Source organism: Micromonospora sp. DH13 (genome assembly GCF_020873825.1).
In the GTDB taxonomy this organism is placed as follows: domain Bacteria; phylum Actinomycetota; class Actinomycetes; order Mycobacteriales; family Micromonosporaceae; genus Micromonospora; species Micromonospora haikouensis.
In genome coordinates this window covers 15995-38843 of the sequence record NZ_JAHWGR010000052.1, presented here as the reverse complement: position 1 = coordinate 38843, position 22849 = coordinate 15995, and the positions used below count along the sequence as shown (strand labels likewise).

Below are 22849 nucleotides of genomic sequence, written 5' to 3'. Positions count from 1 at the left end.
CCACCCACGACCCCGCCCCCGACCACGCCGCCACCCACCACCCCGCCGCCCACGACCCCGCCCGCCGGGGCCAAGCAGATGGAGAACCTCGACCGGGGGCTGATCAGCGTCCGCTCCGGCAGCGGCAACCTCGTCTCCTGGCGGCTGCTGGGCACCGAGACCTCCGGGGTGTCGTTCAACCTCTACCGCGGCTCCACCAAGGTCAACGCCAGCCCGATCACCGGCGCCACCAACTACCTCGACGCCGGGGCGGCGGCCGGCTCCGCGTACACCGTGCGGGCCGTCGTCGGCGGCGCCGAGCAGGCGGCGTCCGCGCCCGCGCTCCAGTTCGCCAACGGCTACCTCGACGTGCCCCTGCAGGTCCCGCCGGGTGGCACCACCCCCACCGGGGAGGCCTACACCTACTCGGCCAACGACGCCAGCGTCGGCGACCTCGACGGCGACGGCGACTACGAGATCGTCCTCAAGTGGGACCCGTCCAACAGCAAGGACAACTCGCAGTCCGGCTACACCGGCAACGTCTACGTCGACGCGTACACCCTCACCGGCACCCGGCTGTGGCGCGTCGACCTCGGCCGCAACATCCGCGCCGGCGCCCACTACACCCAGTTCCAGGTGTACGACTACGACGGCGACGGCGACGCCGAGGTGGCCATGAAGACCGCCGACGGCACCCGCTCCGGCACCGGCCAGGTCATCGGCTCGTCGTCGGCCGACTACCGCAACTCCAGCGGGTACGTCCTGTCCGGCCCCGAGTTCCTCACCATGTTCGACGGCCGCACCGGCGCCGCGGTGTCCACCGTCAACTACGACCCGCCGCGCGGCACCGTCTCCTCCTGGGGCGACAGCTACGGCAACCGCGTCGACCGGTTCCTCGCCGCGACCGCGTACCTCGACGGCCAGCGCCCCTCGCTGATCATGGCCCGGGGCTACTACACCCGCGCCGTCATCGCCGCCTGGGACTTCCGCAACGGCGCCCTCACCAAGCGGTGGACGTTCGACTCCAACGCCTCCGGCAACTCCGCCGCCGCCGGGCAGGGCAACCACAACCTGTCCGTCGCCGACGTCGACGCCGACGGCCGGCAGGAGATCGTCTACGGGGCCGCCACCATCGACGACAACGGCCGCCTGCTGCACTCCACCAACAACGGCCACGGCGACGCCCTGCACGTCGGCGACCTCGACCCGAGCCGCTCCGGCCTGGAGGTCTTCAAGGTCGACGAGGACGGCAGCAAGCCCAGCTCCTACTTCGCCGACGCCCGCACCGGCCAGGTCATCTGGTCCACCCCCGCCTCCGGCGACAACGGCCGCGGCGTCTCCGGCGACATCTGGGCCGGCAGCCCCGGCGCCGAGTCCTGGTCGTCGGCGGTGAGCTACCTGGCCAACACCAGGGGCCAGAACGTCGGCCGCAAGCCGTCGTCGGCGAACTTCCTCGCCTGGTGGGACGCCGACCCGGTGCGCGAACTCCTCGACGGCACGAAGATCGACAAGTACGGCACCTCCGGCGACACCCGGCTGCTCACCGGCAGCGACGTCGCCTCCAACAACAGCACCAAGTCCACGCCGGCGCTCTCCGGCGACATCCTCGGCGACTGGCGGGAAGAAGTGATCTGGCGCACCAGCGACAGCCGCGCCCTGCGCATCTACAGCACCCCGACCCAGACCAGCACCCGGATCCACACCCTCATGCACGACCCGCAGTACCGCGCCGCGATCGCCTGGCAGAACACGGCCTACAACCAGCCGCCACACCCGGGCTTCTTCATCGGAGACGGCATGGGGACCCCGCCCACGCCCAACATCTACCTGCGCTGACCGCGCTTAGGTAAGGTGGCAGGCACCGGGCCGCAGCCGCGGAATCCGCACAGCTCCGGCCCGGTGCACCACACCGCAGCACCCCCGACCCGTCCCGACCGGGGAGTGCCGTACCACCACCGGAACCAAAGTTACGCGGCGACCGCAACGCACCGGTGACGCCGGTATGAAGATCGTGTTTCGGGCGTTTCCAACCGGGTTCGGGTCGCCGGGTTCACCCCTGCCGGCGCAACCCGCCCGCCACCTTCTCGGCGACCAGTTCGAACGAGCGCACCCGGTCCGCCCCGTCGTACACCATCGACGTCAGCATCAACTCGTCCGCGCCGGTCCGCGTCAGCAACTCCGTCAACTGCCGGCCCACCGTCTCCGGCGAGCCCATCGCCTGCCCCTCCCGCCGCTGCACGACGAACTCCCGCTCCGCCGCCGTGTACGGGTACGCCGCCGCCTCCTCCGGCGACGCCAGCGGCTGCGGCCGCCCCGAGCGCAGCTTCAGGAACGCCAGCGCCGACGGCCCCGCCAGCCACTGCGCCCGCTCGTCGGTCTCCGCGCAGATCGCGTTCACCGCCACCATCGCGTACGGCTCCGACAGCCACCGCGACGGCCGGAAGTGCTGCCGGTACAGCGCCAACGCCGGCAGCGTGTGCTGCGCGCTGAAGTGGTGCGCGAACGAGAACGGCAACCCCAGCAGCCCCGCGAGCTGCGCGCTGAACCCGCTGGAGCCCAGCAGCCACACCTGCGGCTGCTCGCCCCGCCCCGGCGTCGCCACGATCGGCCCCGCGTGCTCGCCGGTGAAGTAGCCCATCAGGTCCGCCAGCTCCCGGGGGAACCCCTCGGCCGACAGCCCCTCCATCGTCCGGCGCAACGCCAGCGCCGTCACCTGGTCGGTCCCCGGCGCCCGGCCGATGCCCAGGTCGATCCGGCCCGGGTGCAGCGCCTCCAGCGTGCCGAACTGCTCGGCCACCACCAGCGGCGCGTGGTTGGGCAGCATCACCCCGCCCGAGCCCAGCCGGATGGTGCTCGTGTGCGCGGCCAGGTGCGCGATCAGCACCGCCGGCGCGGAGCTCGCGATCGCCGGCATGTTGTGGTGCTCGGCCACCCAGAACCGCCGGTAGCCCAGCTCCTCGGCCCGCCGGGCCAGGTCGGTGGTGTGCCGCAGGGCCTCGCCGGCCGTGGAGCCGGCCGCGACCGGGGCGACGTCAAGGACTGACAGGGGTACATCGATCACGCGAGGAACCAACCCCGCCGGCACCCGGTTTGTTCCCGCCCGCCCCGTCGCCCGGTCGGTCCCCGCCCGCCCCGGCACCCGGAATCCGCCCACCCGCCCCGACACCGCCGACACCACGAACGCCACCACCGACATCGGCAGCCCGGTCAGGCCCGCGCCGACCGGACCCAGCCCCAGCACCGACTGCAACCAGATCATCGAGTACGCCAACGGCGCGAACGCCGCGAACGTCAACAGCAGCCCCGCCAGCAGCACCGCCACGAACGCCCGGTCCCGCAGCAACGCCAGGTCGAACATCGGCTGCCGGACCCGCCACTCCACCACGGCGAACCCCGCCAGCAGCACCGCCGCCGCGCCCGCCGCCGCCCACACCACGGCATCCGACCAGCCCGCCTCGGCCGCGCGGATCAGCGCGTACGTCGCGCAGCCCGCCGCCACGGCGAACACCACCACCCCGCCGACGTCCACCCGCCCACCCACCGCCGGACGGCCCGCCGGGAGCGTCCGCGCCCCCAGCCCGAGCGCCACCGCGCTGACCGGCAGGTTCACGAAGAAGATCCAGTGCCACGACACGCCCTCGGTGAGCAGCCCACCCAGCACCGGCCCCACCGCCGCCGACGCCCCCGACACCGCCCCCCACACCCCGTACGCGGCACCCCGGTCCCGGCCCGCGTACGCCCCGTCGAGCAGCGCGAACGTCGTGGCGAACATGGCCGCCGCGCCGAGGCCCTGCGCCGCCCGCGCCGCGACCAGCCCCTGCGCGCCGGGCGCGAGCCCGCACGCCAGCGACGACAGCGCGAACACCACCACCCCCACCAGGTACGTCACCCGGTGCCCCACCCGGTCGGCCACCGCCCCCGCCCCGAGCACCAGCGCCGCCAGGGCCAGCGCGTACGCGTCGACCACCCACTGCACCGCGCCGAACGACGCGTCCAGGTCCCGCACCATGTCCGGCAGCGCGACCGTCACCACCGTCACGTCGACCAGCAGCATGAACGTGCCCAGGCAGACCGCCGTCAGGGGAAACCATCTGCGCATGCCGACACCCGCGTCTCTCCCGGCCCCGCGCGACCGCCGGTGGGCCGGTGCGCCTCACCCCGTACAACGCGGCTGGCCCGGTGGCGTCACCGGCCTGCCGGCCTGTTGCCGTGCCGGCCTGCCGGCTGGTTGCCGCACCGACCTGCCCGACTGTTGCCGTGCCGGCCCGCCGGCCCGCCCCGGCCGGTCCCGTCCTCAGCCCGTGCCGCGCACCTGCTCGAAGATCAGGCTCGTCTGGGTGTGCTGCACCGCCGGATCCACCGCCAGATGATCGAGCACGAAGTCCCGCAACGCGTCCCCGGACGCGGCCCGCACGTGCAGCACGTAGTCCTCCGCGCCCGCCACGTGGAACACCGACACCACCCCCGGCAGCCGCACCGAGCGGGCCCGGAACGCGTCCACCGCCGCCCGCTCGTGCGCCGTCAACCGCACCGACACCAGCGCCTGCAACGGCAGGCCCACCGCCGCCGGATCCACCTCCGCGTGGAACCCCCGGATCGCCCCGCACTCCCGCAACGCCCTCGTGCGCGTCAGGCAGGTCGACGCCGCCACCCCGACCCGCTCGGCGAGGGCGTTGTTCGGCAGCCGGCCGTCCGCGGCCAACTCGGTCAGGATCGCGCGGTCGACGTCGTCCAGGGCGGCGAAGGGCCGCACATCATTCGGTGCAAGGGGCATCCACCCATCCTGCTCCGAATCTCCGCGTAACTGAAGCCTCACTCGCAGAATCTTCTACGGTTCTCTTGCCCGGCATCACTGCGATGTTCGACGCTTCCCGCCATGAGCAGCACCGTGGACACCCGATCCGTCGACACCGCCGCGGTGCACGCCGGCCGCGCCGACCTCACCGCCCTCGGCGTCCACGCCCCACCCATCGACCTGTCCACCACCAACCCGCTGCCGTCGGTCACCGACGGCGGCGAAGCCTACGAAACCCTCGCCACCGGCGGCACCCTCCCGCCCGGCGGCAGCGCCGTCTACCAGCGGCTCTGGAACCCCACCGTCGCCCGCTTCGAAACCGCCCTCGCCGAACTCGAAGGCACCCCCGCCGCCGTCGCCTTCGCCAGCGGCATGGCCGCCCTCACCGCCGCCCTGCTCGCCGCCACCCGCGACGGCAGCCGCCACGTCGTCGCCGTCCGCCCCCTCTACGGCGGCACCGACCACGTCCTCGCCACCGGCCTGCTCGGCACCGACGTCACCTGGGCCCGCCCCGACCAGGTCGCCGCCGCGATCCGCCCCGACACCGCCCTCGTCGTCGTCGAGACCCCCGCCAACCCCACCCTCGACCTCGTCGACATCGCCGCCCTCGCCGCCGCAGCCGGCGACACCCCGCTGCTCGTCGACAACACCGTCGCCACCCCCGTGCTCCAGCGACCCGCCCGGCACGGCGCCGCCCTCGTCCTGCACAGCGCCACCAAGAGCATCGGCGGCCACGGCGACGTCCTCGCCGGCGTCGTCGCCTGCGACGAGGACTGGGCCGCCCGGCTGCGCCAGGTCCGCGCCCTCACCGGCGCGATCCTGCACCCCCTCGGCGCGTACCTGCTGCACCGCGGCCTGCAGACCCTGCCCCTGCGCGTCCGCGCCCAGTCCGCCGGGGCCGAGAAACTCGCCGCCTGGCTCGCCCGCCACCCCGCCGTCGACCGTGTGCACCACCCCGGCCTCGACGACCCCGCCGGGCTCGTCGGCCGGCAGATGACCGGCACCGGCAGCCTGCTCGCATTCGAGGTACGCGGCGGCGCGCCCGCCGCCGCCACCGTCGCCGCCGCCTGCCGGCTGATCACCCACGCCGTCTCCCTCGGCGGCGTCGACACCCTCGTCCAGCACCCCGCCTCGCTCACCCACCGGCCCGTCACCGGCGACGCCCGACCCGCCGGCGGGCTGCTGCGCCTCTCCGTCGGCCTGGAGGACCCGGAGGACCTGCGGGCGGACCTGGAACAGGCGCTCGCCGCGCTCGGCTGACCGCTGCCGCTGCCGGACGACGACGCCCCGCCCGGCCGGTCAGGACTTCGGGCCGACGTGCCGGTCCAGCACCGCGACCGCCTCGCGCCGGGCCACGGACAGCGAGTTGGGGCGGTTCATCCGCCAGGCGACGCCGAGCAGGCCCAGCGCCCACTGGCAGAGCCCCATGATGTCGGCCGACTCGTTGCTGAACAGGTAGCGCGGGTACACGTAGCCCCTGCCGCGCACGGTCACCCGGTTGGTCACCCGGCAGCCGTCGGAGTGGAAACAGGCCGCGCGCGAAGTCGCCGGGGCGGGCGGCGACGATCTCGCGTTGCCAGCCGGCCAGGACGATCGGCCGCTCGTGTTTCTTGCCCGGCCCGTGCTGCGGCAACAGGCACGGCCAGTGCAGGCCGTAGCTCTGGACCGCCACGCAGCCCTGCTTCCGGACCCGCTGCACGCTGTTGGCCAGGACCGCCCTCATGGCGGTCTCGCAGGCGTCGATCAGCCCCGGCCAGGACGTCGTGCAGTAGACGCGCAGCACCGGGATCCGCGCGGTGGTGACGAGGTGGCCGTCGCCGAGATAGAGGCCGAGGAGGTAGGCGTAGGCACCCGGATCTGTCGGATTGTCGACGCCCGGGCGGCAGCGGAAACACCGCAGGGCGCTGGCCTGCTGCCTGCTCTCGGGCCGATCCCTGCACCAGTGGCGGACCGTCGTGTAAGGCAACCCGACGCTGCGGGCGGCCTCGGCGATGCTCCAGCCGGACAGGTGGAGCGCGCGGACGCGGGCGCGGATCTCAGGCGGGTGCACCCGCTTATCTTCGAACGCCTGTATGACAATTTTTGTGCCCTCGGTGGGATTCGAACCCACACTGTATGCAGTTTGAGTGCATTGCCTACTGCCGGTTGGGCTACGAGGGCCTTCCATGATTCGGCCCTGACAGACTACCCACTACGCTAGGGACGGCGACACCCGGCACGGCGGGTGTCGGGCGCAGACTGGTGGGAGTGGCTCGTGGCCGAGACGCAGACGGATGCCGAGCGCAGGCGGGTGTTGATCGCCGAGGACGAGGCGCTCATCCGGCTCGACCTGGCCGAGATGCTCGTCGAGGAGGGCTACGAGGTCGTCGGGGAGGCCGGCGACGGCGAGACGGCCGTCCGGCTCGCCGAGGAGCTGAAGCCCGATCTGGTGATCCTCGACATCAAGATGCCGATCATGGACGGGCTGGCCGCCGCCGAGCGGATCGCCGGCGCCCGGATCGCCCCGGTGATCATCCTGACCGCGTTCAGCCAGCGGGACCTCGTGGAGCGGGCGCGGGCGGCCGGCGCGATGGCGTACCTCGTGAAGCCCTTCCAGAAGAGCGACCTGGTGCCGGCCGTGGAGATCGCCCTGTCGCGCTACTCGGAGATCGCCGCGCTGGAGGCCGAGGTCGCGGGCCTGACCGACCGGCTGGAGATCCGCAAGACGGTGGAGCGCGCCAAGGGTGCGCTGATGACGACGTACGGCATGACGGAGCCGCAGGCGTTCAAGTGGATCCAGCGCACGGCGATGGACCACCGGATGACCATGAAGGAGGTCGCCGAGCGGATCCTCGCCGAGACGGCCGGCGGCGAGGTGGCACAGCCGGCCTCCTGAGGCCCCTGATTCTTGGACGGTTGCTGTTCGCCGCGAGCGGTAACCGTCCAAGATTCGCGGCCCGTGCGGGCGTTCCCCGGCGGCGCGGGGTCCCCGGTGCTCCGGTTGATCGATACGATCGGATGCATGCCTCGTCACCGCCCGCGTCGGGCGTCGGGACCGTTGCGGGCGCTGCTCGGCGTGGTCGCCGGCCTCGCGGTGCTGCTGGCGGGCTGCCGGTCGTCCGAGCGTGCCGCGCCCGAGCCGGATGGTGCCGCGCCGGCCCCGGGGAGTGCCGCGCCCGACCCGGGTTCCCTGCGCCCCGACTGGCGGGCGCTGACCCTGCCGACGCCTCCGGGGGCCCCGGGCCGGCTGCTGTTGCGGGACGCGGCGGCGTGCGGCGGGCGCTGGTTCGTGGTGGGCGCGGTCGCCGACGCGGCGGGCGTGACCCGGCCGGCGGCGTGGTCCAGCCCGGCTCCGGCGTCGTCCCCGGCGGCACCGTCCCCGGTTGCGTCGACCGCGCAGGGCGGCGCCGGGTTCGCGTGGTCGCCGCTGCGGCTGACGCCGCGCACCGCGTACGGCGCGGAGAACGTGCTCACGGCGGTCGGCTGCCGCGACGGCCGGCTCGCGGCCGTGGGTGCGAAGAGCGGCGGGGTGCACGGCAATCCCCGGATCAGCACGTGGCGGCAGCTCGCCGACGGCTCGGTGGTGGAGGTGCCGGCCGAGTTCGAGGTGTTCGGCGGCCCCGACGCGGTGAACGTGGGGCGGATCGCGGGCGGCCCGGCGGGGTGGGTGATCGCCGGCAACCGGGGCACCGGCGCGGCGGCCTGGTCGTCGGCCGACGCGGGGGAGTTCCGCCTGGTCAGCGGCGTGCCCGAGCTGGCGTCGGACGCGGCGGGGCGCACGTGGGCGGCGGACGTGACGGCGGTGGCGTCGGGGTGGGTGCTGGTGGGGTCGGTGCGTGCCCCGGGGCGGCCGGGCGGTGACCCGGCGGTGTGGACCTCGCCGGACGGTCTCGGCTGGCGGCGGCAGGTCCTCCCGGCCGGGGACGCGCCGGGCGATCTCCAGCGGGTGGTCCGGGTGGGGGAGCGGCTGGTCGCGGTGGGCCGGCGCGGCGATGCCCTGGCGGCGTGGGTACGGGACGTGGCGGGGTGGCGACCGGGCGGGGCGTTGGGGCCGTCGGCGGCGGCCGGGTCGGGGCAGGTGGCGGGCCTGGCGGCGGTCGACGGCGGGGTGCTGGCGGTGGCGGTGGCCGCCGCGGGCTCCTCGGCGTGGTTCTCCACGGACGGTGGGGGTTGGGCGCCGGTGCGGCTGCCGGTGGCGCTGGCGGCGACGCCGGACCGGTCGGTCGCGGTGGCCGGGGCGGGTGGCGAGGTGTTGCTGCTGGTGGACGGCGGTGCCGAGGGGGCCCGGTTGTGGTCGGCGCGGCTACCGGGCAGGCCCGGCTGAGCGTGCCACCGGTGTGTTACCGGCCGGTGTCGGATGTCCGATTTCGCCCGTGCCCCGCGGTGTGTGTTACAGCACTCCGGCGGATCTGGCCACTCAACGTAACGGTTAGGTCAACCCCGCTTTCTAGGTCTTACGGCGTGCCCTGCCTGTGGGATAACGTCCCGGCCCAGACCGGGTACGCGGTCGGTTCGTCCACCCCCCACAAGGTCCAATTCGCAAGTCGCGGCGGGTGGTTCGGGCCTTCGGACTGAGGAGGGTACGAGCCGTGAGGCAGAAGCTCGCACGGGTGCTGGGTGGCGTGGCCATCAGCGCGCTCGTTATCAGTGGCGCGGCCGCGTGTAAGGCCGACAGTGGCACGGAGGGTGGCAGCGGCGACAAGGCGGCCTGCGACCTCAAGATCGGCTTCTTCGGCCCGCTGACCGGCGACGCCGCGGGTCTCGGTATCCACATGCGCAACGGCACGAAGCTGGCGATCGACCAGTACAACAAGGACAACGCGGACTGCAAGGTCAACCTCGCGGAGTACGACTCGCAGGGCGACCCGGCCAAGGCCCCGGCGCTGGCCCAGCAGGCGGTGGGCGACACCAAGGTCGTCGGCATCGTCGGCCCGGCGTTCTCCGGCGAGTCCGAGGTGGCCGACCCGATCTTCGACGAGGCCGGCCTGCCGATCATCACCCCGTCGGCGACCCGTCCGAGCCTGAGCACCAAGAGCTGGAAGATCTTCCACCGGGGCGTCGGCAACGACACCTCGCAGGGCCCGGCCGCCGGCCGCTACATCAAGAACGTGCTGAAGGCCGAGAAGGTCTACGTCGTCGACGACCAGTCGGCGTACGGCGCGGGCCTGGTGGACGAGGTCAAGAAGGTCCTCGGCGCGGTCGCGGGCGAGGACAAGGTCCAGGTCAAGCAGACCAACTTCTCCGCGGTCGTCACCAAGATCGTCGGCAGCGGCGCGACGGTGCTGTTCTTCGGTGGCTACTACACCGAGGCGGGCCTGCTGCTCAAGCAGCTCAAGGGTGCCGGCTGGAAGGGCACGATGGTCGCCGGCGACGGCGTCAACGACGCCAACTTCATCAAGGTCGCCGGCCAGCAGGTCGCCGAGGGCACCGTGCTGACCTGCCCCTGCGCCCCGGCCACCGCGGCCAAGGGCACCTTCGTGACCGACTACAAGGCGGCCTTCGAGAACGCCGAGCCGGGCACCTACGCCGACGTGTCGTACGACATCACGAAGATCTTCCTCGAGGGCATCAAGGCCGGTAAGTCCACCCGGGCCGACCTGCTCGCCTTCGTGAAGTCCTACAACAAGGCGGGCACCGCCACCGGTGTGACGTACAAGTTCGAGTCCAACGGCGAGTTGGACCCGGCCCAGGTGCTGGTCTGGGCGTTCAAGGTGAACGCGGGCCAGGTCGTCCCGGACATCGAGATCCCGAAGGCCTGACCGGTTCGCCGGTCCCGCCAGGGACACAGACGATGCGGCCGGGAGTGGTTCCTCCCGGCCGCGTCGTTTGACCGCACAGTTGGAGCCCCCACTTGAACTTCGATGAACTGTTCGGGAACTTCCCGGCCCTGACCATCACCGGGCTGGAACAGGGCGCGATCTACGCGCTCGTCGCCCTCGGGTACACCCTCGTCTACGGCGTTCTCCGCCTGATCAACTTTGCCCACTCCGAGGTCTTCATGGTCGGTACGTTCACCGCCCTGTGGACCTGGGAGGCTCTCGGCTACGACCAGAATTCCCCCTCGCCCGCCATCGGCCCGCTGATTCTCGCGCTGGTGGCCGGCCTGGTCGTGGCGGCGGTCGCCTCGGCGGCGACGGCGGTGACCGTGGAGCTGGTCGCCTACCGGCCGCTGCGCCGGCGCAACGCGCCTCCGCTGGCCTTCCTCATCACCGCGATCGGCGCGTCGTTCGTGCTGGCCGAGTCCTTCGGCATCGGCACCTCCCGGGCGCCGTTCGGCATGCCCGTGCTGGTCCCCTCGGAGACGGTCTTCACCGTGTTCGGCGCGGCCGTCACCAACATCCAGCTGCTCATCCTCGGCGTCACGCTGGTGATGATGGTCAGCCTGGACCAGTTCGTGAACCGCAGCCGGCTGGGCCGCGGCATCCGGGCCGTGGCCCAGGACGCGGACACGGCCGCCCTGATGGGCGTGAACAAGAACCGGGTGATCCTGCTGGTCTTCGTGCTCGGCGGCCTGATGGCCGGCGTCGCGGCGCTGCTGTGGAACGTCCGCTACGGCTACACGAAGTTCAACGTGGGCTTCCTGATCGGGCTCAAGGCGTTCGCGGCGGCGGTGCTCGGCGGCATCGGCAACCTGCGCGGCGCGTTGCTCGGCGGCCTGCTGCTCGGGGTGGCGGAGAACTACGCCGCCGGCCTGTTCGGCGGAGACTGGAAGGACTTCACCGGCTTCGTGCTGCTGATCGTGCTGCTGATGTTCCGGCCCACCGGCCTGCTCGGCGAATCTCTCGGGAGGGCGCGCGCATGACCGCCACCGTGGACAAGGGCCGCTCCCCGGCCCTCAAGGGCCGCTGGGCGGCGATGCCGAAGCAGGTCCGCTGGGCCGCGATCGCGGCGCTGATCGTCCTGCTCTACATCCTGCCGAACCGGTGGTTCTACGAGTACCTCGGCTTCCCCATCGGCAGCGAGTACTTCGCCTTCTACACCACCCGCTCGGACTTCGCGGGCGTGCTGTTCGACACCGCCGTGTTCGTGCTGCTGGCCGTCGGGCTCAACGTGGTGGTCGGTTTCGCCGGCCTGCTCGACCTGGGCTACTTCGGCTTCTACGCGCTCGGCGCGTACACGGTGGCGTTGCTGACCTCGCCGGAGAGCCGGCTGGGGACGAACTGGCCGTGGCTGGCGGCGGTGCCGGTCGCGGTGATGGTCGCGATGGTCTCCGGCGTCATCCTCGGCGGGCCGACGCTGCGCCTGCGCGGCGACTACCTGGCCATCGTGACCCTCGGCTTCGCCGAGATGATCCGGCTCTACGCCGCCCGCAACGAGGGCGTGATGCAGGGGCAGCGGGGCATCCCGGCGATCCCGCACCCACCGGGCACCGGCTCCGACGGCAAGCCGCTGTTCGGCGTGGTCGACGCCCGGCCCTACTACTGGCTGCTGCTGACCCTGATCCTGCTGGTGATCGTGCTGGTGCGGAACCTGGCCAACAGCCGGGTCGGCCGGGCCTGGGTGGCCACCCGCGAGGACGAGGACGCCGCCGAGGTCATGGGCGTGCCCACGTTCAAGTACAAGCTGTGGGCGTTCGCGATCGGGGCGGCGGTGGCCGGCCTCACCGGCGCGGTCTTCGCCGGCAAGCAGACGTTCATCAACTCGGACCAGTTCGTGCTGGAAAGTTCCATCCTGGTGCTCGCGGCGGTCATCCTGGGCGGCGCGGGCAACATCAAGGGCGCGATCGTCGGCGGCGCGATCACCTGGTACCTGCCGGAGTGGCTGCGCGGCGCCGGCGACCTGGTCGGGGTGGAGTTCGACGCGGCCGAATACCGCATCCTCGTGTTCGGGGTGGTCATCATCGTCATGATGATCTTCCGTCCGCAGGGCATCGTGCCCAACCGGCGGCGGGCGGCGGAGTTCGCCGACCGGCGGCAGGAGGCGGTTCCGCAGGAGAAGGTGCCCAGTGAGTGATCCGCAGATGAAGAGCGAGCGCGACGCGAGCAGCGACCGCGACATCACCGCCGACGGCCGCAGCACGGTCGGTGTGCCACCGGAGCCCGGCTCCGGCGCGCCGACGGCGGCCACCCCGGCCGGGCCCGACGCGGCGGGGCGGGAACCGCTGCTGGAGGTCGATGACGTGACGCTGCGCTTCGGTGGCGTCGTCGCCCTCGACAAGGTCAACTTCACCCTCTACAAGGGGGAGATCCTCGGCCTGATCGGCCCGAACGGCGCCGGCAAGACGACCTGCTTCAATGCGATGACGGGCGTCTACCGGCCCACCGAGGGCGAGATCCGGTTCAAGGGGCAGCGCACCAACGGCAAGCGGCGGTCGTGGATCACCAAGGCCGGCATCGCCCGGACGTTCCAGAACATCCGGCTCTTCCCCGAGATGACGGCGCTGGAGAACGTGATGGTGGGCGCGGACGTCCACCACAAGACCAGCGTCATCTCGGCCATGCTGCGGCTGCCGCGGCACTTCCGGGAGGAGCGGGAGGGCCGGGAGAAGGCGCGCGAGCTGCTGCGGTTCGTCGGCATCGAGCGGCGCGCGAACGACCTGGCCCGCAACCTGTCGTACGGCGAGCAGCGCCGCCTGGAGATCGCCCGAGCGCTGGCCACCGACCCCGCCCTGCTCTGCCTGGACGAGCCGGCCGCCGGCTTCACCCCGGCGGAGAAGGAGGAACTGCTCGGCCTGATCCGCCAGATCCGGGACAAGGGCACGACCGTGCTGCTGATCGAGCACGACATGCGGCTGGTGATGGGCGTGACCGACCGGATCGTCGTGCTGGAGTTCGGCAAGAAGATCGCCGAGGGGCTGCCGGCCGAGGTCCGGGACGACCCGAAGGTGATCGCCGCGTACCTGGGGGTGCCGACCGATGCTGCTTGAGATCAAGGACCTGACCCTGCTCTACGGGCGCATCCAGGCCCTGCACGGGATCAGCCTGGTGGTCAACGAGGGCGAGGTGGTCGCGCTCATCGGCGCCAACGGCGCCGGCAAGACCACCACGATGCGGGCGATCTCCGGGCTGCGCCCGGTGGCCCAGGGCTCGATCGTCTTCGACGGCACCGACGTCACCCGGATGCGGGCCGACCTGCGGGTCACCCGGGGCATCGGGCAGGCGCCGGAGGGCCGGGGCGTGTTCCCGGGGATGACGGTGCTGGAGAACCTGGAGATGGGGGCGTACACCCGCCGGGACAAGGCGGAGATCGCCAAGGACATGGCCATGGTGCTGGACCTGTTCCCCCGGCTGGCCGAGCGGCGCAAGCAGGCCGGCGGCACCCTGTCCGGCGGCGAGCAGCAGATGCTCGCCGTGGGGCGGGCGCTGATGGCCCGGCCCCGGCTGCTGCTGCTCGACGAGCCGTCGATGGGGCTCGCGCCGAAGCTGATCCAGCAGATCTTCGAGATCATCACCCGGATCAACGAGCAGGGCACCACGATCCTGCTGGTGGAGCAGAACGCCCAGCAGGCGCTGTCCCGCGCCCACCGGGGCTACGTGCTGGAGACCGGCCGGATCGTCAAGGAGGGCACCGGCCAGGAGCTGCTGCACGACCCGGCGGTCAAGGAGGCGTACCTCGGCGTGGCCTGACCCGCGCCGCCGGCGGCCGGTCGTCCCCCTCGCGGGCGGCCGGCCGTCGGCGTTGCCGGCCGTGCCGGGGCTGTCGTCGTCGTGTGCCGCGCGGCGGGGATGTCGGCCGTACGGGCTAGAGTCGCTGCCGTGACAGCTACGACGCCGCGCCTGCTCCTCGTCGACGGACACTCCATGGCATACCGGGCGTTCTTCGCCCTGCCGGTGGAGAACTTCTCCACCACGACGGGGCAGCCGACAAACGCCGTCTACGGCTTCACCTCGATGCTGATCAACGTGCTGCGCGACGAGCAGCCCACCCACATCGTCGTGGCCTTCGACGTCTCCCGGCAGTCCTTCCGCACGGAGAAATACGCGGAATACAAGGCGGGCCGCAGCGAGACCCCGGCCGACTTCAAGGGCCAGGTCAGCCTCGTCAAGGAGGTCCTCGCGGCGCTGCGCATCCCGGTGGTGGAGAAGGAGGGCTACGAGGCCGACGACGTCATCGCCACCCTCGCCTGCCAGGCCCGCGACCAGGGCATGTCGGTGCTGATCTCCAGCGGCGACCGGGACGCCTTCCAGCTCGTCGACGACCACATCACCGTGCTCTACCCGCGCAAGGGCGTCTCCGACCTGGCCCGGATGGACGCCGCCGCGATCGAGGCGAAGTACGGCGTGGGCCCGCAGCGCTACCGCGACCTGGCGGCGCTGGTCGGCGAGACCAGCGACAACCTGCCCGGCGTGCCGGGGGTCGGCCCGAAGACCGCCGCCAAGTGGATCAACCTCTACGGCGGTCTCGACGGTGTGGTGGCCCGCGCCGACGAGATCAAGGGCAAGGCCGGCGACAGCCTGCGCGAGCGGCTCGCCGACGTGATCCGCAACTACGAGATCAACTGCCTGGTCTCCGACCTGGAGCTGCCGGTCCGCCCCGAGGACGCCCGCTGGGCCGGCTGGGACCGCGAGGCCGTGCACCAGGTCTTCGACACCCTGGAGTTCCGCATCCTGCGCGACCGCCTCTACCAGTACCTGGAGGCCGTCGAGCCGGAGGCCGAGGCCGGGTTCGACCTGGCCGCCGAGCGGCTCACCGAGCCCGGGGCGGTGGTCGCCTGGCTGGAGGCACACGCCCCCGCCGGCACCCAGGTCGGCGTGGCGGTGAAGACCCCGGCCAAGCCGACGGCCCCCCGCGAGCGCTACGAGCCGCAGCTCGACGCCCTGGCCCTCGCGCTGGCCACCGGCCCGGCGGCGTGGCTCGACCCGACGGCGCTGGCCGAGGCCGACGAGCGGGCCCTCGCGGCCTGGCTGGCCGACCCGGCCCGGCCGAAGGTCCTGCACGACAGCAAGCACGCCCGGCTGGCGTTCGCCGCCCGGGGCTGGTCCCTGGCCGGCGTCGCCCGGGACACCGAGCTGGCCGCCTACCTGGCCCGCCCCGACCAGCGCTCCTACGACCTGACCGACCTGGCGCTGCGCTACCTGCACCGCGAGCTGCGGGTCGACGCCCCCGAGACCGGGCAGCTCACCTTCGAGGGGCTCGGCGACGACGGCGAGGCCGAGCAGAACCTGATGCTCCAGGCCCGGGCCACCCTCGACCTGGCCGACGCGATCGACGCCGAGCTGTCCCGCGACGGCGAGCAGTCCGCCCGGCTGATGGCGGAGGTGGAGCTGCCGCTGGCGGAGGTGCTCGCCGCGCTGCAGCGGGTCGGCATCGCCGCCGACCTGGACTACCTGCACGAGCTGGAGGCGCACTTCGCGGGCGAGGTGAAGTCCGCCGCGCAGGGCGCGTACGCCGCCGTCGGTCGGGAGTTCAACCTGGGCTCGCCCAAGCAGCTCCAGGAGTTGCTCTTCGGCGAGCTGGGGCTGCCGAAGACCAAGAAGATCAAGACCGGCTACACCACCGACGCCGACGCCCTGCAGTGGCTCTACGCGCAGAACCCGCTGCCCGTGCTGGAGCACCTGCTGCGCCACCGGGACGTGGCGAAGCTGAAGACGACCGTCGACGGCCTGCTCAAGTCGGTCTCCGAGGACGGCCGCATCCACACCACGTTCAAGCAGACCGTGGCGGCCACCGGTCGGCTCTCCTCCACCGACCCCAACCTGCAGAACATCCCGATCCGCACCGAGGAGGGCCGGCGGATCCGCCGCGCGTTCGTCGTGGGGGAGGGCTTCGAGTGCCTGCTCACCGCCGACTACAGCCAGATCGAGATGCGGATCATGGCGCACCTGTCGTCGGACGCCAAGCTGATCGAGGCGTTCAACTCCGGCCACGACTTCCACGCGGCCACCGCCTCGTCGGTGTTCGCGGTGCCGGTCGCCGAGGTCACCGCCGACCAGCGGCGCAAGATCAAGGCGATGAACTACGGCCTGGCGTACGGGCTGAGCGCGTTCGGCCTGTCCCAGCAGCTCGGCATCACCGCCGAGGAGGCGCGCGGGCTGATGGACAACTACTTCGCCGGGTTCGGCGGGGTCCGCGACTACCTCCAGGAGGTGGTGGCCCGGGCCCGGCACGACGGCTACACCTCCACCATCCTGGGCCGCCGCCGCTACCTGCCCGACCTGGTCAGCGACAACCGGCAGCGGCGGGACATGGCCGAGCGGATGGCGCTCAACGCCCCCATCCAGGGCTCGGCGGCCGACATCATCAAGGTCGCCATGCTGCGCGTCGACGCCGGCCTGCGCGAGGCCGGGCTGCGCTCGCGGATGCTGCTCCAGGTGCACGACGAGCTGGTCTTCGAGGTCGCCCCCGGCGAACGCGACGCCCTGGAGGCGCTGGTGCGCGGCCAGATGGGCGGGGCGTACCCGCTGTCGGTGCCGCTGGAGGTCTCCGTCGGCGAGGGCCGGGACTGGAACAGCGCCGACCACTGACCGGCGTCGGGCCCGGGTGGGGCTGCCTGCCGGGGCGGTCGGGCGCGGGCCCGCACACGGGCGGGTCACGGCGGCCGTGGGCGTCGTGGCGGCCGTGGGCGCGGCCCGCTCACCGGAGCGGGTCGTGGCCCCAGTTCATCAGCGACCAACGCCACTTCGTGTCCCGCACGTCGCCTGCGGGGCGCTGCGCCAGGTGCCGGTGCACGTAGCCGACGACCTTGCGCATGTGCCGGTAGTCGGCCTCCGTCAGCTCGGCGCGCTTGCGGCGCAGCAGCTCGACGATCCGCCGGCCGGACGAGTGTCCCACCGACTCCCCGCCGGCCGTGCCCTTCTTCCGCCAGCCGACGTGCTTCGACTCGTCGCTCTCCAGCCATGCCGACAGCTCGCCGGGCCGCATGTTGACCGCCTCGGTGAACTCCCGGTACGTCTCCCCGTGCCGGTCCCCCTCACTCCCGCTCACGGCGCAGCACCTCCGGCCGGTGGGCGACGTCCCGCCCCGAGTCGTCGTTGCGGATGCGGTACTGCGGCTGCTCGGGGGACGCGTTCACGGCGCGCCCCCGCACGTGCGTGCGCTCGGTGAGCTTCTCCCGGACGACCCCGTACGCCCGGCCGCTGTGGCTGGCCCAGGACACGTGGTCGCCCGCGCGGAATTCCCTCTGCTCGGCCATGCGGCCTGGCTACCCGGGGCGGGTGCGGCGAAACGGGCCGGGTCAGCCGGTGAGCTCGGCGACCGGCAGCTTGATCTCGAACGGCTCGACCAGCGCGATCAGCTCCGCGCTGTCGGCGACCAGCTCGTACTGCCGCTCGCCGCCGAGGCTGAGCCGGTCGCTGAGCCGGTACGCGTACACGTGCACCGGGTCCTGCTCGATGCGCCAGTAGAACGGGATGCCGGCGGCGGCGTACTCGGCGGGCTTGGCGAAACGATCGATCCGCCGGGTGCCGGGGGACACCACCTCCACCGCGAGGACCACGTCCTCGGGCTGGAGCAGGGACCGGTCGGCGGGTACGTCGGCGCGGCGCAGCAGCACGTCCGGCTGCCGGGTGTTCTTCGCGTCGAGCGCGACCCCGACGGCCTGCGTGGCGCGTAGGTGCTCGGGCGCGTGCGCGCGCAGCCACAGCCACAGCAGGCTGGCGATGTCCTGGTGGCCCAAAGTGGGGGAGGGTGTCACTCGGAGGGCTCCGTCGACGAGTTCGACGCGGGGGGCGTCGTCCGGCAGGTGGGGCAGGTCTTCCAGCGTGTAGTCGGCACGCTGTTGCCGGATCGGGTCCGGGCACCAGGGGCCAGGTGGTGTCGGGATCGGCTCGGCGCTCACCCGGTCAGCGTAACGCCGCCCGTCGGTCGGGACGTCGCACCGACGGTGCGATCCGCCGGCCGGTCCTGCGGCTCGACGCGTCGGCCCCGACGAGGGCTCAGCCCGCCGGCTTCTCGGCGACGAAGATGGCGGTGCCGGGGAAGAGCCGGCCGCGCAGCGGGCTCCACTGCCCCCAGATCCCCTCGTGCCCCTCGGGCCACTCCGGCTCCACCAGGTCCACCAGCCGGAACCCGGCGCCGACCAGCTCCCTGATCCGGTCGCCGAGGGTGCGGTGCTGCTCCACGTACGTCGCCGCGCCCGTGCGGTCCTGCTCCACGTACGGGGAGCGGTCGAAGTACGAGTGCACCGCGGTGAGCCCGCCCTGCCCCGGGTCGTCCAGGAAGATCCACCGCATCGGGTGGGTCACCGAGAACACCCAGCGCCCCCCGGGGCGCAGCACCCGGAACACCTCGCGCATCACCGCCGCCGAGTCGGCCACGAACGGGATCGCCCCGAAGGCCGTGAACGCGGTGTCGAACGCCGCGTCGGCGAAGGGCAACGCGAGCGCGTCGGCCTGCACCAGCGGGATCCGTACGCCGCTGCGCCCGGCGGCGTCCGTCGCGTGCCGCAGCATGCCGGCGGAGAGGTCCAGGGCGACCGGGTGGGCCCTCTGGGTGGCCAGCCACCGGGCGGCGGCGGCCGCCCCCGCGCCCACCTCCAGCACCCGGCGCCCGGCGAGGTCGCCGAGCAGCCGCGCGTCGGCCTCGCGCAGCCCCTCGGGGCACCAGACGAAGTCCACGTCGCCGAGGAACGCGCCGTGCTCCGCCTGGTAGTCGTCGGCGTCGGAGTCCCACCAGCCGCGACTGGCCCGCCGGGCGTCGGCGTCGGTCACCGGCCGACGCAGCACCCCCGGCGCCGCGTCGGGCTCCGCGCTCACGGGGAGATCGGCCAGGTCGTCGGTCACCGCGGCAGTCTAGTGGCGACCCCGACCGTCGGCCCGGCGCGGCGTGGGGCGGGCCCGGCGTGGCGCCCGGTGGGGGGCGGGGCAGGCGGCGGAGCGGCCGGGTCCCTCGCCCGTAAACCGCCGCTTCGGGTACGAAAGGTGCAGTCCGTCGCGAAAGCGGGCTGGATCACTTCTCCCGGGGCTTGCACGCTGTGGTAATGCGCACGGTAGGCTAGACGATGCGCTCGCGGGTCGCGTGCCTCGGCAGGGAGAAGGCGCGCGGTCGCGGAGTTCCAGACGGAGCCACATCAGGACCTCACTAGTGATCTTCGGTGTGCCCGGCGACGGATCCGCTGGCGCGAACAGGTCACCGCGACACCAGCCTGCTGTGACAACCCATCCGACCGGAGCAACCGCCCACATGACGAGCAGCATCGAGGCCCCCTCGAGCGCCACCCGGGTCACCCACGACGATCTCGGTTCCGAGGAGGCTTTCCTCGCCGCGATCGACGAGACCATCAAGTACTTCAACGACGGCGACATTGTCGAAGGCACCGTCGTCAAGGTCGATCGGGACGAGGTCCTGCTCGACATCGGCTACAAGACCGAGGGTGTCATCCCCTCTCGGGAGTTGTCGATCAAGCACGACGTGGACCCCGCCGAGGTCGTCTCGGTCGGTGACCACATCGAGGCCCTGGTCCTCCAGAAGGAGGACAAGGAGGGTCGTCTGATCCTCTCCAAGAAGCGGGCGCAGTACGAGCGGGCCTGGGGCACGATCGAGAAGATCAAGGACGAGGACGGCGTCGTCCGCGGCTCGGTCATCGAGGTGGTCAAGGGTGGTCTCATCCTCGACATCGGGCTGCGGGGCTTCCTGCCCGCGTCCCTGGTCGAGATGCGGCGGGTGCGTGACCTGCAGCCGTACGTCGGCCGTGAGCTCGAGGCCAAGATCATCGAGCTGGACAAGAACCGCAACAACGTGGTCCTGTCCCGCCGGGCCTGGCTGGAGCAGACGCAGTCCGAGGTGCGCACCGAGTTCCTCAACAAGCTGCAGAAGGGCCAGGTCCGCAAGGGCGTCGTGTCCTCGATCGTCAACTTCGGCGCGTTCGTCGACCTGGGCGGCGTGGACGGCCTGGTGCACGTCTCCGAGCTGTCCTGGAAGCACATCGACCACCCGTCCGAGGTCGTCGAGGTCGGCCAGGAGGTCGAGGTCGAGGTCCTGGACGTCGACCTGGACCGCGAGCGGGTCTCGCTGTCGCTGAAGGCGACCCAGGAGGACCCGTGGCGGCAGTTCGCCCGCACCCACGCGATCCAGCAGATCGTGCCGGGTAAGGTCACCAAGCTGGTGCCGTTCGGCGCCTTCGTCCGGGTGGACGACGGCATCGAGGGCCTGGTCCACATCTCCGAGCTGGCCGAGCGCCACGTGGAGATCCCGGAGCAGGTCGTCCAGGTCGGCTCCGAGGTCATGGTCAAGGTCATCGACATCGACCTGGAGCGCCGCCGGATCTCGCTGTCGCTCAAGCAGGCCAACGAGGGCTTCGTCGAGGGCGAGGAGCACTTCGACCCGACCCTCTACGGCATGGCCGCGACGTACGACGCCGAGGGCAACTACATCTACCCGGAGGGCTTCGACCCGGAGACGGGCGAGTGGCTCGAGGGGTACGACAAGCAGCGCGAGACCTGGGAGAACCAGTACGCCGAGGCCCGTCAGCGCTGGGAGGCCCACACCAAGCAGGTGCAGACCTCCCGGGCCGCCGACGCCGAGGCCGCTGCCAACCCGGCTCCGGCCGTGTCGACCGGCGGCACCACCACCTCGACCAGCACGGCCCCGAGCCGGCAGGCCGAGGAGCCGGCCGGCACCCTGGCCACCGACGAGGCGCTCGCCGCGCTGCGGGAGAAGCTCGCCGGCGGCAAGTGACCCCGTGACGACTCCCCGCCGGGTGCGTCCGACGACGCATCCGAGCCGGAGCCGCCGCTGACGACGACGGGCCCTGTCCCCGCGATCCGGTTTCCACCGGGCCGCAGGGGCGGGGCCCGTCGTCGTTTCGGCCCCACCACCCGCGCCCACCCTTCGCCAGAGGAGACGCCGACCAGAGTCGACGCTGGTCGGCCGGTGCCCCGAACGGCCCAGCATCGAGCGGGCGGCTCAGTGCCCGACCGGCTCAGTGTCCGGGCGGGCGGCAGTCGGCCCGTTGGCCCGGCACCGGCCGGTTTGGCGGTGCAGGTGCCGATCCGGTTGACTGTTGCGGTGCTGATGGTGGGACTGACCGGCGGGATCGGCTCCGGCAAGAGCGCCGTCGCGGCGCGGCTGGCCGCGCTCGGCGCGGTGGTGATCGACTCCGACCGGATCGCCCGCGAGGTGGTCGCCCCGGGCAGCGAGGGGCTCAGGGAGATCGTCGCCGCCTTCGGTGACCGCGTCGTCGGCCCCGACGGTGCCCTGGACCGGGCCGCGTTGGGCGGGTTGGTCTTCGCCGACGAGGCGGCCCGCCGCCGGCTGGAGGCGATCACCCACCCCCGGGTCCGCGCGCGGACCGCCGAGCTGGCCGCCGCGGCGGCGCCCGACGCCGTCGTGGTCAACGACGTGCCGCTGCTGGTCGAGGTCGGGCTCGCTCCGACGTACCACCTGGTGGTCGTGGTGCAGACGGAGGTCGCCGTCCGGTTGGGCCGGTTGGCGCGGGACCGGGGGGTGAGCCGGGCGGAGGCCGAGCGGCGGATCGCCGCGCAGGCCGACGACGCCCGCCGGGATGCGGTCGCGGACGTGGTGTTGCACAACGACGGCACCCTCGACGAGCTGCACGCCGAGGTGGACGGGCTGTGGCGTGACCGGCTGCTGCCGTACGAGGAGAACGTCCGGCTCCGCCGGGTGGCCGAATCCGACGAGACCGCCCTGACCGGCCCCGATCCGACCTGGCCGCAGCAGTACGCCCGGCTGGCCGCCCGGCTGCGGCACGTGCTCGCCCCGGCCGATCCGCGGCTCGACCACGTCGGCTCGACGGCCGTCGCCGGCCTCGCCGCCCGGGACGTCATCGACATCCAGGTGACCGTGCCGAGCCTCGCGGAGGCCGACGGCGTCCTCGCCGAGCGCCTCGCCGCGGCCGGTTTCCCGCGCATGCCCGGCCAGTGGTGGGACAGCCCCCGCCCGGCGGGCAGCGATCGGTGGGAGAAGCGGCTGCACGGCAGCGCCGACCCGGGCCGCCCGGTGCGCCTGCACCTGCGGCCGGAGGGCTCGCCCGGCTGGCGGTACGCGCTGCTGATGCGCGATCACCTGCGCGCCGACCCTGACCGGCGGGCCGCGTACCTGACGCTCAAGGGCGACCTGGCGGCCAGTGCGCCGGACGGGGGCTCCCGCAACACCACGGCCCGGGATCCGTGGTTCGACGAGGAGCACCACCGCGCCGAGGAGTGGGCCGCGCGCACCGGCTGGCGACCCTGAGCCCGCTGCCGGTGTCGCCGCTCCGGC

The 22849-nt window shown here is 72.8% G+C and carries 18 protein-coding genes, 1 tRNA gene and 2 pseudogenes; 12 read left to right on the top strand and 9 right to left on the bottom strand.

The genetic code is table 11. From position 1 onward, the window contains the following. On the top strand, window positions 1-1815 hold a 1815-nt coding region (locus LPA42_RS31280), incomplete at its 5' end, for a rhamnogalacturonan lyase (protein ID WP_305076048.1). A 214-nt stretch (window positions 1816-2029) separates the two neighbouring features. Here the strand turns inward: LPA42_RS31280 and LPA42_RS31275 are convergent. The 3 genes and pseudogenes from LPA42_RS31275 to LPA42_RS31265 form a co-directional block, all read right to left on the bottom strand. After that, a complete protein-coding gene (locus tag LPA42_RS31275) occupies window positions 2030-3052 on the bottom strand; it encodes an LLM class flavin-dependent oxidoreductase (RefSeq protein WP_096761688.1) in 1023 nt (340 codons plus the stop codon). An 87-nt stretch (window positions 3053-3139) separates the two neighbouring features. Then, window positions 3140-4078, bottom strand: a pseudogene (locus tag LPA42_RS31270) (MFS transporter); the annotation flags it as partial. Between the two features lie 195 nt (window positions 4079-4273). Next, window positions 4274-4753 (bottom strand): Lrp/AsnC family transcriptional regulator, encoded by a 480-nt coding sequence (locus tag LPA42_RS31265; protein WP_043967433.1) that lies wholly within the window; start codon window positions 4751-4753, stop codon window positions 4274-4276. Window positions 4754-4855: 102 nt separating this feature from the next. Between LPA42_RS31265 and LPA42_RS31260 the strand changes: the two genes are divergently transcribed. Further along, entirely contained in the window at window positions 4856-6034 is a 1179-nt protein-coding gene (locus LPA42_RS31260; RefSeq protein WP_228987064.1) for a PLP-dependent aspartate aminotransferase family protein, read from the top strand. 39 nt (window positions 6035-6073) lie between these two features. Here the strand turns inward: LPA42_RS31260 and LPA42_RS31255 are convergent, their stop codons facing one another. Together LPA42_RS31255 and LPA42_RS31250 are read right to left on the bottom strand one after the other, a co-directional pair. Next, window positions 6074-6280 carry a hypothetical protein gene (locus LPA42_RS31255; RefSeq protein WP_228987063.1) on the bottom strand — a complete coding sequence of 69 codons (207 nt, stop codon included), beginning with the start codon at window positions 6278-6280 and terminating at the stop codon, window positions 6074-6076. A gap of 579 nt (window positions 6281-6859) precedes the next feature. Further along, a tRNA-Leu gene (locus LPA42_RS31250) sits at window positions 6860-6934 on the bottom strand. A gap of 94 nt (window positions 6935-7028) precedes the next feature. Here LPA42_RS31250 and LPA42_RS31245 point away from each other — a divergent pair. The 8 genes from LPA42_RS31245 (at window position 7029) to polA (ending at window position 17157) form a co-directional block, all read left to right on the top strand. Next, on the top strand, window positions 7029-7649 hold the full coding sequence (locus LPA42_RS31245) for an ANTAR domain-containing response regulator (protein WP_043969321.1): 621 nt from the start codon (window positions 7029-7031) through the stop codon (window positions 7647-7649). Window positions 7650-7775: 126 nt separating this feature from the next. Then, window positions 7776-9077, top strand: a complete 1302-nt coding sequence (locus tag LPA42_RS31240) for a hypothetical protein (protein ID WP_228987062.1) — start codon at window positions 7776-7778, stop codon at window positions 9075-9077. A gap of 265 nt (window positions 9078-9342) precedes the next feature. Next, complete coding sequence (locus LPA42_RS31235) at window positions 9343-10512, top strand: branched-chain amino acid ABC transporter substrate-binding protein (RefSeq protein WP_077939123.1); 1170 nt, start codon at window positions 9343-9345, stop codon at window positions 10510-10512. Between the two features lie 92 nt (window positions 10513-10604). After that, on the top strand, window positions 10605-11555 hold the full coding sequence (locus LPA42_RS31230) for a branched-chain amino acid ABC transporter permease (protein ID WP_077939124.1): 951 nt from the start codon (window positions 10605-10607) through the stop codon (window positions 11553-11555). After that, window positions 11552-12706, top strand: coding sequence for a branched-chain amino acid ABC transporter permease (locus LPA42_RS31225; protein ID WP_077939125.1), 1155 nt, complete (start codon window positions 11552-11554; stop codon window positions 12704-12706). The genes LPA42_RS31230 and LPA42_RS31225 overlap by 4 nt, the downstream gene beginning before the upstream one ends. Beyond that, on the top strand, window positions 12699-13619 hold the full coding sequence (locus LPA42_RS31220; protein WP_228987061.1) for an ABC transporter ATP-binding protein: 921 nt from the start codon (window positions 12699-12701) through the stop codon (window positions 13617-13619). The genes LPA42_RS31225 and LPA42_RS31220 overlap by 8 nt, the downstream gene beginning before the upstream one ends. After that, window positions 13609-14319, top strand: coding sequence for an ABC transporter ATP-binding protein (locus tag LPA42_RS31215; RefSeq protein WP_043967447.1), 711 nt, complete (start codon window positions 13609-13611; stop codon window positions 14317-14319). Before LPA42_RS31220 ends, LPA42_RS31215 begins: the two co-directional genes overlap by 11 nt. A 129-nt stretch (window positions 14320-14448) precedes the next feature. After that, a complete protein-coding gene (polA, locus tag LPA42_RS31210; RefSeq protein ID WP_077939126.1) occupies window positions 14449-17157 on the top strand; it encodes a DNA polymerase I in 2709 nt (902 codons plus the stop codon). Window positions 17158-17269: 112 nt separating this feature from the next. Here polA and LPA42_RS31205 read toward each other — a convergent pair. The 4 genes and pseudogenes from LPA42_RS31205 to LPA42_RS31190 all read right to left on the bottom strand — a co-directional run. Continuing rightward, a pseudogene (locus LPA42_RS31205) lies at window positions 17270-17617 on the bottom strand (DUF3140 domain-containing protein); the annotation flags it as partial. Further along, window positions 17604-17825 carry a DUF2945 domain-containing protein gene (locus LPA42_RS31200; RefSeq protein WP_077939128.1) on the bottom strand — a complete coding sequence of 74 codons (222 nt, stop codon included), beginning with the start codon at window positions 17823-17825 and terminating at the stop codon, window positions 17604-17606. The gene LPA42_RS31200 and the pseudogene LPA42_RS31205, both read right to left, overlap by 14 nt. A gap of 42 nt (window positions 17826-17867) precedes the next feature. Next, window positions 17868-18470 carry a Uma2 family endonuclease gene (locus tag LPA42_RS31195; RefSeq protein WP_228987060.1) on the bottom strand — a complete coding sequence of 201 codons (603 nt, stop codon included), beginning with the start codon at window positions 18468-18470 and terminating at the stop codon, window positions 17868-17870. Between the two features lie 97 nt (window positions 18471-18567). Further along, entirely contained in the window at window positions 18568-19356 is a 789-nt protein-coding gene (locus tag LPA42_RS31190) for a class I SAM-dependent methyltransferase (protein WP_096761689.1), read from the bottom strand. Window positions 19357-19813: 457 nt separating this feature from the next. Between LPA42_RS31190 and rpsA the strand changes: the two genes are divergently transcribed. Next, window positions 19814-21307, top strand: a complete 1494-nt coding sequence (gene rpsA, locus LPA42_RS31185; protein ID WP_043967455.1) for a 30S ribosomal protein S1 — start codon at window positions 19814-19816, stop codon at window positions 21305-21307. Between the two features lie 330 nt (window positions 21308-21637). After that, the gene (gene coaE, locus LPA42_RS31180; protein WP_077939130.1) at window positions 21638-22822 is read left to right on the top strand and encodes a dephospho-CoA kinase; all 1185 of its coding nucleotides are present in this window, start codon (window positions 21638-21640) and stop codon (window positions 22820-22822) included. Window positions 22823-22849 lie beyond the last annotated feature (27 nt).

Coding starts and splice junctions, on each gene's coding strand:
- LPA42_RS31200 (WP_077939128.1), bottom strand. CDS start 17,825: ATGGCCGAGCAGAGGGAATTCCGCGCGGGCGACCACGTGTCCTGGGCC.
- LPA42_RS31225 (WP_077939125.1), top strand. CDS start 11,552: ATGACCGCCACCGTGGACAAGGGCCGCTCCCCGGCCCTCAAGGGCCGC.
- LPA42_RS31215 (WP_043967447.1), top strand. CDS start 13,609: ATGCTGCTTGAGATCAAGGACCTGACCCTGCTCTACGGGCGCATCCAG.
- LPA42_RS31240 (WP_228987062.1), top strand. CDS start 7,776: ATGCCTCGTCACCGCCCGCGTCGGGCGTCGGGACCGTTGCGGGCGCTG.
- rpsA (WP_043967455.1), top strand. CDS start 19,814: ATGACGAGCAGCATCGAGGCCCCCTCGAGCGCCACCCGGGTCACCCAC.
- LPA42_RS31260 (WP_228987064.1), top strand. CDS start 4,856: ATGAGCAGCACCGTGGACACCCGATCCGTCGACACCGCCGCGGTGCAC.
- LPA42_RS31265 (WP_043967433.1), bottom strand. CDS start 4,753: ATGCCCCTTGCACCGAATGATGTGCGGCCCTTCGCCGCCCTGGACGAC.